The following is a 9,740-nucleotide window of genomic DNA, read 5'->3' on the forward strand; positions in this document are numbered from 1 at the left end:
GTGCGGGGTGGGGCGGCCGGCTGGTGCATGGTGTCCCTCCGTGGACGGCGCGGAGGGGCACGCGGGCTCAGCCGCGCCGTAGGCGTCTGGTGGTCTTCCCCGGCTTGCCGGCGTCCGGGCCGGCCGGTGCGGACGGTGTCCTCGCCGTGGCCGGGCGGGAGGCTGCGGTCTTGCCGATGGTCGGCAGAACGAAGTCCCTGATCATGTCCACCGCGTCGCGGACCAGCGGGCGGAAGACCCGGTAGCGCGACAGGGTGACGATCTTGGCGACGAACGGCGCGCAGCGCTGGACGAAGGCGCGGGTGCGCTCGGTGTCGTCGGTGCGGTCGAAGACCCAGTAGAGGACCACGACCATGAGGTGCAGCCAGAGCAGGTCGGGCAGCAGCTCGTCCAGCTCGGGGTCGATCTTCGGGCCGAGGTCGGAGCCGTCCAGCACCTCGCGGAAGAGCTGGACGGCCGTCGCGCGGGCCGGGTGGGACTCGTTGGAGAAGGGGCTCAGCGCACTGTTGGGGTCGGCCGCGGTCCGGAAGAACTGCGCCGCGAACTCGTGGTACGGCGCGGCGCAGTCCACCCAGGACTCCAGGGCGATGGAGAGCCGCTCCGAGAAGTCCGTCCTCCCCGCCATCCGCTCCCGTGCGTCGAGTGCGTGCTCCCGCGTCATGCGGTCGTAGAACCCCTGGATGAGGAACTCTTTGCCTTCGAAGTAGTAGTAGGCGTTCCCCACGGAAACACCCGCTTCGGCCGCGATCGCCCGCATGGTCGTCTTGTCGTAGCCCCGCTCCTGGAAGAGCCGCATGGCGGTCTCCAGGATCAGGGCTCGCGTCTGCTCGCTCTTGGGCGCCTTCGTCCTGGGCCCGGCGGCCCCGGACGCGGCAGCCGCAGACTCGTCCTTCGCGGGCATCACGTCATCCACGGTGGTCGAGCCTAGCCGGGTGCGGGGCACGTCCCACTGGTGCAGCCGGGGCCCGGCAGGTTCCGGTCGTCCGGACGGGACGCCGTACCGGGTGCCCCCTCGACACCCGGTACGGCCTTCCCCCGGGTCGCCGCGCGGTAACGGGACGCGGCGAACGCGGCGGCGCGGGCGAGCGGCAGCCCCGCCGGGGTACTGAGCCGGTGGGCCAGCGGACGGTGGTCCGCGAGCGCCCAGAGGCAGGCGACGAAGGCGTGGTGGCCGGTCCAGACCTCGCCGGTGTCGGCGACCACGGTGATCTCTCCCAGTGCCGCATCGTGGTCCACGCCGGGGAAGCGCTCCCGGGCCTTCGGTGAGGCGACGGCGACGAACTCCAGGCGCACCAGCTGCCGCTGGCGGCGGAGCCAGCCGCTGAGGTGGCGGCAGAGCAGGCAGGCCGGGTCGTGCAGCACGGTGAGCCGGCGGACGGGTTGCGGGACGGTGGCCATGGCGGGCCTGCCGGGTGTCAGGACTGCGGGGCGGGCCGCGGCGCCGCCCAGCCCTGCGGGGGAACCGGGGGACGCTGCTCGCGGTCCATCAGCCCGCGGCGGCGGATGCGGTTGAGGACGTACACGTTCAGCAGGTGCAGGGCGCCCAGCACCAGCAGCACGGTACCGATCTTGACCGAGAGGGCGTCGAAGACGCCGGGCACGGTGGTGATGTTCCGGTCGGTCTTCATCCACAGTGCGACGAATCCCAGGTTGACCAAGTAGAAGCCGACGACCAGCAGATGGTTGACCGCGTCGGCGAGCTTCTCGTCGCCCTGCAGCACGTCGGCCAGAAAGACCCGCCCGTTGTGGCTGAGGGTGCGTGCCACCCAGACGGTCAGCGCGGTGCCGACCGGCAGGTAGACGGCATAGCTGACGACTGTGAGGTCCATGGGACCACTCCGTTTCGAACGTGTTCAAAACTTTCTGGGCATGACTGTAGACCTCTTTTTGAACGTGTTCAAGATGGGATTCGGGAGGGCCGCCGGGGAATCCGAACCCCATGGACCAGCTGACCCTGCTCTTCGTCGTACTGCTGGCCAGCATCCTGTCCGTACCGGTGGGGAGCAGGCTGAAGCTGCCGCCCCCGGTCCTGATGACGGTGTTCGGCGTGGTACTCGCGGTGCTGCCGTTCGTACCCGACGTCCGCATCGAGCCCGAGCTGATCCTGCCGCTGGTGCTGCCGCCGCTCCTCTACGCCGCCGCACAGCGCACCTCCTGGCGGCAGTTCCGCACCAACGCCCGCCCCATCCTGCTGCTCGCCGTGGCGCTGGTCCTGGTCACCACGGCGGTGGTGGCGGCGGTCTTCCGGGAGCTGGTCCCCGGCGTGCCGGTGGCCGCGGCGGTGGCGCTGGGTGCGCTGATCTCCCCGCCCGACCCGGTGGCGGCCACCGCCGTGGCCGGCAGCGTCGGCCTGCCGCGCCGCCTGGTGTCGGTACTGGAGGGCGAGGGGCTGTTCAACGACGTCACCGCGCTGGTGATCTACGGAGTGGCGATCGGCGCCGCGGTGACCAGCACCTTCTCCGCGTCCGGGGCCCTGGGCCGGCTGGTGTTCTCCGCGGTGGTCGCGGTCGCGGTGGGCTGGCTCCTCGGCTGGGGCAGCACCCGGCTGATGGGGCTGCTCGGCGACGCCACCCTCCAGGTCGGACTGAGCCTGCTGGTGCCCTTCGCCGCCTATGTGATCGCCGACCAGCTGGGCGGCTCCGGAGTGCTCGCCGTACTGATCTGCGCCCTCCACCTCGGTGAGCACGCCGGCGACGAGGACGACGTCACCTACCGCCTCACCGGCACCGCCTTCTGGGAGGTGGTGGAGCTGCTGGTGACCGGGATGGCCTTCGGCCTGATCGGCCTGGAGCTGCACACCGTGATGGTGTCCGTGGACGGCCACTGGCGGGGGATGCTCGGCGACGCCGCCGCGGTCATCGCCGTGGTGGTGCTGGTCCGCTTCGTCTGGCTGCTGCCGGCGGCTTGGTTCTCCCGGCTGCTGAGTCACGGGCGCGACCACGGCGAGGACGAGCCGATCACCTGGCAGGAGACCGTGGTGATGTGGTGGGCCGGGATGCGGGGAGTCGCCTCGGTGGCGCTCGCGCTGGCGATCCCCCGCACCGTCGACGGCGGCGGCGCCTTCCCGCAGCGCGACCGGATCCTCTTCGTGGCCTTCTGCACGGTGCTCTTCACGCTGCTGGTGCAGGGGCTCACCCTGCCGCTGCTGGTCCGCCTGCTCGGTGTCGGCGCCGACTCCGCGGCCGAGGAACGCATGGAGCGCGAGCTGTGGCACCGCGCCACCCGCGCCGGACTCGCCAGGCTGAAGGAACTGGTGGCCGAGGGCGAACTCCCCGACGAACTGGTGGAACGGCTGCGCCGACGCCAGCGCGACCGGCTGATCCGGGCGCTCCCGGAGACCTACGACGAGAGCCAGCGCGCGGCCGTCCGCGAGCGTACGGCCTATGCGCAGCGGTTCCGCGAGGTCGAGCGGGAGATGCTCTCCGCCTCACGCCGCGAGATGCAGACGGCGCGGAGCGAGCCGGGGGCGGACCCCGAGCTGGTCGACCGGGTGCTGCGCTCCCTCGATCTGCGCAGCGCCCGGCCCTGACCGGCCACTCAGCCGCGCTGCGCCGCCGCCGAGAGCTCGAAGGCGGTCGCGCCGTCCAGGGACTCCCGGACGATGTCCGCATGGCCGGCGTGGCGGGCCGTCTCCTCGATCATGTGCAGCAGGATCCAGCGCGCGGAGCACTTGGCGTCCGGCGGGAACCACGGCGCCTCGGGCAGCTGCACCGTCAGCTCCAGGTCGGGCAGGGCCCGGACCACCTCCGCCGTCTCCCGGGCCACCTCCTCGTACGTCGCCAGCAGACCCGCCAGGGTCTCCCCGGGGAGCGCGGTGAACTCCTCGTCCCAGTGGGCGGCGCGATCGGGCAGCGGATCCGGGCGGCCCGCCAGGATCACCGAGAACCAGCCGCGTTCGGTCCTGGCCAGGTGCTTGACCAGCCCGCCGATCGACAGCTCTCCGGCGGTGGGCCGGACCGCCGCCTGCTGGTCGCTGAGCCCCTGCGCGGCCCTCCGGACCGCGCTGCGCTGCGACTCCAGGAACTCCAGCAGCAGATCCCGCTCGTCCATGGTGGAACCACCTCTCCATCGGTCTCGACCAGTCGACCGTAGGCGGTAATGCGGACGGTCCCGGTCCGCGTAGACAGTGTCTACTGACCTGTGGACACTGTCTACATGACCGCTGACCCGGAGGCCGGCCTACGCCGGCGCCTGCTGGACTGCGCCCTGGCGATGGTCGAGGAGGAGGGCGTCCAGGCCCTCACCCTGCGCGCCATCGCCCGGCGGGCCGAGGTGTCCCACGGAGCGCCGCTGCGGCACTTCCCCAGCCGGGCCGCGCTGCTGTCCGCCGTGGCCGCCGAGGGCTACGGCGAACTGGAACGGCGCCGCGAGCAGGCGGCCCGGGGCTGCGGACCGCGGGCCGCCGACCGGCTGCGCGCCGCCGCCCTGATGTACGTCGGGTTCGCGGTGGAGCGGCGGGGCCTGTTCGAGCTGATGTCCCGGCCCGACCTGCTGGTGCCGTCCGACCCGCTGCTGCGACGGGCGAGCCGGCCGGTCTTCGAGATGCTGGTCGGTCTGGTCGCGGACTGCCAGGCCGAAGGGTGGCGCACCGGCGCCGACACCCGGCTGCTGGCCGCCGCCGTCTGGTCCGCCGTGCACGGCTTCACCCAGCTGTGGCTGATGGGCGCCCTCACCCGGGCCGCCGGGGCGGACGCACTGGAACCCGCGCTGCAGGTCGCGCTGGACACACTCGGCCTGGGCCGGGTGACCGACACCGAGGGGGACTGACATGCAGATCGCCGTACTGCTCTTCGAGCGGATGACCGCACTGGACGCCGTCGGCCCGTACGAGGTGCTCAGCCGCCTCCCCGGCGCCGAGACCGTGCTGGTCGCGGAGCGGCCCGGACCGGTGCGCAACGAGGTCGGCAGCCTGGCACTGCTCGCCGAGGCATCCCTGGCCGACGTCACCGCCCCGGACGTGCTGGTGGTGCCCGGCGGCCCGGGCCAGGCCGCGCTGATGGACCGCGGGCCGCTGCGCGACTGGCTGCGCGCCGTCGACGCCCGGACCTCCTGGACGGCCTCCGTCTGCACCGGCTCCCTGCTGCTCGCCGCCGCCGGACTGCTCACCGGTCGGCGGGCCACCACCCGCTGGCTGGCCGCCGACCGGCTGGCACCGCTGGGCGCGGTCCCGGTCGACCAGCGGGTGGTCTTCGACGGCAAGTACGTCACCGCGGCCGGCGTCTCCGCGGGGATCGACATGGCGCTCGCCCTGGCCGGGCGCATCGCGGGCGAGACCACGGCCCAGGCCATCCAGCTCGGCCATGAGTACGACCCCCGGCCGCCCTATGCGGCGGGCTCCCCGGCCACCGCCCCGCCCGCCGTGGTCGCCGCCCTGCGCGACCGGCGCGAGGCCATCCTGCGCTGACCGGTCCCGACGCCCGGCCGGGCCGGGGACTGCCCGGGCCTGGGACTGCCCGGGCCGGGGACTGCCCGGGCCGGCCGACCGGCCGGGCCCGGAGAACCGGCCGATTCCGAAGGCCACCTGATCCCGAAGGAGGACGCAGATGCTGCACGCCGCCGTACGACTGGTGCTCGCCCCGCTCGCCCGGCTGGTCTACCGGCCGATGATCGAGGGCCGGGGCAACGTCCCGCGCAAGGGGGCGGTGATCCTCGCCGCCAACCACCTCTCCTTCATCGACAGCGTGGTCATCCCGCTGGTGGCCCCCCGGCCGGTGGCCTTCCTCGCCAAGGCCGAGTACTTCCGGGGGCGGGGGGTCAAGGGATGGCTGCTCAAGCGCTTCTTCACCGCCATCGACGCGGTGCCCGTGGAGCGCGGCACCCACCGCGCGGCCCAGGCCTCGCTGGAGGCCGCCCTGGAGGTGCTGGCGGGCGGCGGGGCCTTCGGCATCTACCCGGAGGGCACCCGCTCCCGCGACGGGCGGCTCTACCGGGGCCGCACCGGGGTCGCGTGGCTCGCCCTCACCTCCGGCGCCCCGGTCGTACCGGTGGCGGTGCTGGGAACCGACCGCATCCAGCCGGTCGGCACCCGGGTGCCCCGGATCCGGCGGGTGACGGTGCGCTTCGGCGAGCCGCTGCACTTCCCGCAGCCGACCGACGGGACCCGGGCGGCACAGGCCCGCCGGGAGGCCACCGACGAGATCATGGACGCCATCCACGTCCTCTCCGGCCAGCCGCGCGCCACCGGGTACAACGACCTGCCCGCAGCGGCCTGAACCCTCCACGCCCTTCGGCTACGGAGCGGCGGGGGGTTTCGCCTCCCCCCGCCTGGCCGGCCGGGTGTGGATCTTGGCGATGCAGGCCGGGATGGCTGCGTCGTCGCCGTGGTCGCGGGCCCGGTATGCGCTCGGGGTCTCCCCGACCAGCTCGGTGAACCGTGAACTGAACGAGCCCAGCGAGGTACAGCCCACCGCCATGCAGACGTCCGTCACCGACAGGTCGCCGCGGCGCAGCAGCGCCTTGGCCCGCTCGATCCGGCGGGTCATGAGATAGCTGTACGGCGTCTCGCCGAAGGCGGCGCGGAAGCTGCGCGAGAAGTGGCCCGGCGACATCAGGGCCACCTGGGCCAGCGCCGGGACGTCCAGCGGCTGCGCGTAGTCGCGATCCATCCGGTCGCGGGCCTGGCGCAGCCGGACGAGGTCGGGAAGAGGCACACGGGGCACACCAGGCACGGTACAGACCGCCGGGGCGCCTTGCCCGGCACATGCGGCGGCAGGCTCCCCTCACCGCGGCCTCGGGGCGGTGTGCGTGCCCGGGAGTGACATCGGCGGCGGCGGGGGACGGACCGGGACGCCCCGGGGTGCCGCCTCTAGGATCCGTCCCGGGAAGTCCGCCGAGCCTCCGGGAGACGGTATGCCGCTGCAGATGAAGTTGAGCGCGATCACCCTCGACTGCCCTGATCCGCTCGCTCTGGCGGCGTTCTACCAGCAGGCCACCGGTCTTGAACCGCACCCCAGGTCGGACGCCGAGTTCGCGGGTCTCAACTGCGAGGACGGGCTCTTCATCGGTTTCCAGCGGGTGGACGGCTACCGGGCCCCGTGCTGGCCGGAGCAGACCGTTCCCCAGCAGCTGCACATCTGCTTCAAGGTCGGGGAGGACCTGGAGGGAGCCGAGGCCCGGCTGCTGGAACTCGGCGCGGGCAGGCCGGACCACCAGCCCCACGGGGCCGCCGCGCGAGTCCTCACCGATCCGGCCGGGCACCCCTTCTGCATCGTCAGAGGCTGACCGGCCGGGGCGCCGAGGCTTCGACCCGTCCGGCTGCGCCATGGTGATCGCGCCGCGCCGTGCACATGCCGGGACGTTCCACCGGCGGCGGCCGGCAGTTCCGACGGAGCCATCCAGCCATCCAGCGCTCGGAGTCGGCAAGCCGCCCCACCGTTGACGCCGCTGCCGAGTGCACGTCCGCTGCGAGTCGTGGTCGGGCGCCGGTGGCGGGCGACACAGTTGCAAGCATTGTGCTTGCAATAGTTAGCACTCGGGTGCACGATGAAGTCATGGCCTCACTGAACGTCGGCTCTCTGGGCGAGTACATCCGTGAACAGCGGAGGAACGCCCAGTACTCGCTGCGCCAGCTGGCCGAGGCCGCAGGGGTCTCCAACCCGTATCTCAGCCAGATCGAGCGCGGGCTGCGCAAGCCGAGTGCGGAGATCCTGCAGCAGATCGCCAAGGCGCTGCGGATCTCCGCGGAGACGCTGTACGTGCAGGCGGGAATCCTCGACGAGCGGCAGGAGGAGGGCCTGGAACTCAGGGCCGCCATCCTGGCCGACCCGCTGATCAATGAGCGCCAGAGGCAGGTTCTGCTCGCGATATACGACTCCTTCCTCAAGGAGAACGCGGCAGCGGCGCCGTCCGCTCCGGCCCCTTCCGGGCCGGTGGAGATGGCGGTGGCGACGGCCAGGGCGGTCGGCGCCAGGGCCGCGCAGATGCGGGTCCCCGGGATGGGGACCGCGAAGGACCGGCCGCAGCGCGCGCAGCACGACGTCGAGCGAGACCCAGAGCAGGACGCGAAGGACGACGAGACCAGCGGCGGCTGAACGGCCGCCGCAGACGACGCAAGGGGAGGACCCCTCATGCCGATCACCGACGAACTCAAGAAGACGCTGACCGACCCGACCCCGCTCTACGCCCTCGCCGGGGCCGGTGACCTGGCCTACGAGAAGCTGCGCGAGGTCCCCGGGAAGGTCGAGGAGATCACCTCCGACCGCAAGGCCGCCCAGGAGAAGGCGTCGGCGCGGCTGCAGGAGGCGCAGGCCAGGCTGGTGGAGGCGCAGGCGAAGGTCGCCGAGACCGTGACCACGCTGCCGACCGACATCAAGGTGCTCCAGGAGAGGGCGCAGTCCTTCGCGCTGCAGCAGGTGGGCCGGGCCGCCGAGCTGGCCGTCAGGGCCAAGGAGGTCTACGACGAGCTCGCCGAGCGCGGCAAGGTGGTCGTCGACCGCGGGCGCAAGGAGACGGCCAAGCAGATCGGCGAGAAGGACTCGGCCTTCCAGACCAAGGTGTCAGCTGCGGCGGACGGCGTGGCCGAGACGGTGGCGCCGGACGAGAAGCCGGCCGCGGCCAGGCCCGCGGCGGCCCCCAAGCCCCGGACGGCCGCTCGTAAGCCGGCGGCGGGCAAGTCCTCGGAGGGCTGATCCGGCGACGCGGGCACTTGGGGCAGGAGCGGTCCGTTCTCCCCGGTACGGGCCGTGCCCGTGCCACGATGGGTGGTCGCAGTTCGACGGAGGAGGAGGCCGCTGATGGGAGCGGGTGCCGGTGCAGTCATGTCCCTGGAGTGGCTCAACCCGATGTGGTGGCTCGTCACCGCGATCATCGTGTTCAAGATCGTGGCGCTGATCGACGCGGCGACCCGCCGCGAGGACGCCTACCGGGCGGCGGACAAGAAGACCAAACCCTTCTGGCTGCTGGTGCTGGGGCTGGCGGTGGTGCTGGATCTGCTCTTCACCACCAGCATCTTCGGCATCTTCGTGCTGGCAGGGCTGGTCGCGGCCATTGTCTACATGGTTGATGTGCGACCCGCGGTGCGGGGCGTCTCCGGCGGTGGCCGAGGCGGCAACCGGCGGAACATGGGCCCCTACGGCCCCTGGTGATCCCGGGCCTGGATGCGCGGCGCCACGCGGTCCGCGATCCAGCCGACGGCCGAACCGGCCCCGGCACCCCCGTCACGGGGGTGCCGGGGCCGGCTGCGTCATGTGCGGGTGGTCTTCCCGGGCTGTGTCCGCCAGGGGCGGACCGTGCTCAGCCTGCCGCGGCCTCCCGCTCCACCAGCAGTACGGCGACATCGTCGGTGAGCGCTCCGCCGTTGAGCTCCTCGACCTCGGCGATGGCGGCGTCGATCAGGCGCTGGCGCACCAGTCCGCTCTCCCGGTGGTCGGCCACCAGGGTCAGCAGCCCGTCCTGGCCGAGGCGGCGCGACCCGGCGCCGATCCGGCCCTCGATCAGACCGTCGGTGTAGAGCAGCAGGGCCCACTCCTCGCCCAGGTGCACCTTCACCGCCGGCCAGCTGTCCAGGCCGCTGCCGGCCGGGACCAGGCCCAGCGCGGGCCCGGGGTCGTCGGTGGGCAGCATCTCCGGTGCGGTGCCGGGCCGGAGCAGCACCGGGGCCGGGTGGCCCGCCAGATGCAGATCGGCGTGGTCCGCGTCGGGGGAGACGACCAGCATGCACAGCGTCGCGAAGATCTCGTCGCTGCGCCGCTCGTGCTCCAGCACCCGCTGCAGGGTGGAGAGCAGCGCCTCACCGGTGAGGC

Annotated in this window: 14 protein-coding genes; 8 read left to right on the top strand and 6 right to left on the bottom strand. The window is 72.8% G+C overall.

What is annotated here, in order from left to right; translation table 11 throughout:
* Positions 1–67: 67 nt before the first annotated feature.
* From AOK09_RS27550 to AOK09_RS27560, 3 genes are read right to left on the bottom strand one after another with little or no spacing between them, the layout of a single operon-like run.
* Complete coding sequence (locus AOK09_RS27550; protein ID WP_245687505.1) at positions 68–913, bottom strand: TetR/AcrR family transcriptional regulator; 846 nt, start codon at positions 911–913, stop codon at positions 68–70.
* A gap of 11 nt (positions 914–924) precedes the next feature.
* A complete protein-coding gene (locus tag AOK09_RS27555; protein WP_055589953.1) occupies positions 925–1,398 on the bottom strand; it encodes a DCC1-like thiol-disulfide oxidoreductase family protein in 474 nt (157 codons plus the stop codon).
* 17 nt (positions 1,399–1,415) lie between these two features.
* The gene (locus tag AOK09_RS27560; protein ID WP_055589954.1) at positions 1,416–1,829 is read right to left on the bottom strand and encodes a hypothetical protein; all 414 of its coding nucleotides are present in this window, start codon (positions 1,827–1,829) and stop codon (positions 1,416–1,418) included.
* A gap of 110 nt (positions 1,830–1,939) precedes the next feature.
* On the opposite strand from AOK09_RS27560, the gene AOK09_RS27565 reads away from it, so the two are divergent.
* Entirely contained in the window at positions 1,940–3,529 is a 1,590-nt protein-coding gene (locus AOK09_RS27565) for a Na+/H+ antiporter (protein ID WP_055589955.1), read from the top strand.
* 8 nt (positions 3,530–3,537) lie between these two features.
* Here the strand turns inward: AOK09_RS27565 and AOK09_RS27570 are convergent, their stop codons facing one another.
* A complete protein-coding gene (locus AOK09_RS27570) occupies positions 3,538–4,050 on the bottom strand; it encodes a DinB family protein (RefSeq protein WP_055589956.1) in 513 nt (170 codons plus the stop codon).
* Between the two features lie 105 nt (positions 4,051–4,155).
* Here AOK09_RS27570 and AOK09_RS27575 point away from each other — a divergent pair, with 105 nt between their 5' ends.
* The 3 genes from AOK09_RS27575 (at position 4,156) to AOK09_RS27585 (ending at position 6,212) form a co-directional block, all read left to right on the top strand.
* The gene (locus AOK09_RS27575) at positions 4,156–4,767 is read left to right on the top strand and encodes a TetR/AcrR family transcriptional regulator (protein WP_055589964.1); all 612 of its coding nucleotides are present in this window, start codon (positions 4,156–4,158) and stop codon (positions 4,765–4,767) included.
* A gap of 1 nt (position 4,768) precedes the next feature.
* Positions 4,769–5,404: a DJ-1/PfpI family protein gene (locus AOK09_RS27580; RefSeq protein ID WP_055589957.1), complete on the top strand. Its 636-nt coding sequence runs from the start codon at positions 4,769–4,771 to the stop codon at positions 5,402–5,404.
* A 139-nt stretch (positions 5,405–5,543) separates the two neighbouring features.
* Complete coding sequence (locus AOK09_RS27585; RefSeq protein ID WP_055589958.1) at positions 5,544–6,212, top strand: lysophospholipid acyltransferase family protein; 669 nt, start codon at positions 5,544–5,546, stop codon at positions 6,210–6,212.
* 18 nt (positions 6,213–6,230) lie between these two features.
* On the opposite strand, the gene AOK09_RS27590 is transcribed toward AOK09_RS27585, so the two are convergent.
* Entirely contained in the window at positions 6,231–6,650 is a 420-nt protein-coding gene (locus tag AOK09_RS27590; RefSeq protein WP_055589959.1) for a helix-turn-helix transcriptional regulator, read from the bottom strand.
* Between the two features lie 199 nt (positions 6,651–6,849).
* On the opposite strand from AOK09_RS27590, the gene AOK09_RS27595 reads away from it, so the two are divergent.
* From AOK09_RS27595 to AOK09_RS27610, 4 genes are all read left to right on the top strand, one after another.
* Positions 6,850–7,221 (top strand): VOC family protein, encoded by a 372-nt coding sequence (locus AOK09_RS27595; RefSeq protein ID WP_055589960.1) that lies wholly within the window; start codon positions 6,850–6,852, stop codon positions 7,219–7,221.
* Positions 7,222–7,490: 269 nt separating this feature from the next.
* Positions 7,491–8,030, top strand: coding sequence for a helix-turn-helix domain-containing protein (locus tag AOK09_RS27600; RefSeq protein WP_107101465.1), 540 nt, complete (start codon positions 7,491–7,493; stop codon positions 8,028–8,030).
* Positions 8,031–8,066: 36 nt separating this feature from the next.
* Complete coding sequence (locus AOK09_RS27605) at positions 8,067–8,627, top strand: hypothetical protein (RefSeq protein ID WP_055589961.1); 561 nt, start codon at positions 8,067–8,069, stop codon at positions 8,625–8,627.
* 105 nt (positions 8,628–8,732) lie between these two features.
* Positions 8,733–9,083: a DUF2516 family protein gene (locus tag AOK09_RS27610; protein WP_245687506.1), complete on the top strand. Its 351-nt coding sequence runs from the start codon at positions 8,733–8,735 to the stop codon at positions 9,081–9,083.
* A 148-nt stretch (positions 9,084–9,231) separates the two neighbouring features.
* Here AOK09_RS27610 and AOK09_RS27615 read toward each other — a convergent pair.
* A partial coding sequence (locus AOK09_RS27615; RefSeq protein WP_157876058.1) for a PP2C family protein-serine/threonine phosphatase occupies positions 9,232–9,740 on the bottom strand: 509 nt, incomplete at its 5' end.

This window comes from Peterkaempfera griseoplana, assembly GCF_001418575.1.
In the GTDB taxonomy this organism is placed as follows: Bacteria; Actinomycetota; Actinomycetes; order Streptomycetales; family Streptomycetaceae; genus Peterkaempfera; species Peterkaempfera griseoplana.

What these genes read in the sequence shown, in the direction of transcription:
- AOK09_RS27555 (WP_055589953.1), bottom strand. Translation starts at nt 1,398, where the DNA reads ATGGCCACCGTCCCGCAACCCGTCCGCCGGCTCACCGTGCTGCACGAC.
- AOK09_RS27560 (WP_055589954.1), bottom strand. Translation starts at nt 1,829, where the DNA reads ATGGACCTCACAGTCGTCAGCTATGCCGTCTACCTGCCGGTCGGCACC.
- AOK09_RS27565 (WP_055589955.1), top strand. Translation starts at nt 1,940, where the DNA reads ATGGACCAGCTGACCCTGCTCTTCGTCGTACTGCTGGCCAGCATCCTG.
- AOK09_RS27570 (WP_055589956.1), bottom strand. Translation starts at nt 4,050, where the DNA reads ATGGACGAGCGGGATCTGCTGCTGGAGTTCCTGGAGTCGCAGCGCAGC.
- AOK09_RS27575 (WP_055589964.1), top strand. Translation starts at nt 4,156, where the DNA reads ATGACCGCTGACCCGGAGGCCGGCCTACGCCGGCGCCTGCTGGACTGC.
- AOK09_RS27580 (WP_055589957.1), top strand. Translation starts at nt 4,769, where the DNA reads ATGCAGATCGCCGTACTGCTCTTCGAGCGGATGACCGCACTGGACGCC.
- AOK09_RS27585 (WP_055589958.1), top strand. Translation starts at nt 5,544, where the DNA reads ATGCTGCACGCCGCCGTACGACTGGTGCTCGCCCCGCTCGCCCGGCTG.
- AOK09_RS27595 (WP_055589960.1), top strand. Translation starts at nt 6,850, where the DNA reads ATGCCGCTGCAGATGAAGTTGAGCGCGATCACCCTCGACTGCCCTGAT.
- AOK09_RS27600 (WP_107101465.1), top strand. Translation starts at nt 7,491, where the DNA reads ATGGCCTCACTGAACGTCGGCTCTCTGGGCGAGTACATCCGTGAACAG.
- AOK09_RS27605 (WP_055589961.1), top strand. Translation starts at nt 8,067, where the DNA reads ATGCCGATCACCGACGAACTCAAGAAGACGCTGACCGACCCGACCCCG.
- AOK09_RS27610 (WP_245687506.1), top strand. Translation starts at nt 8,733, where the DNA reads ATGGGAGCGGGTGCCGGTGCAGTCATGTCCCTGGAGTGGCTCAACCCG.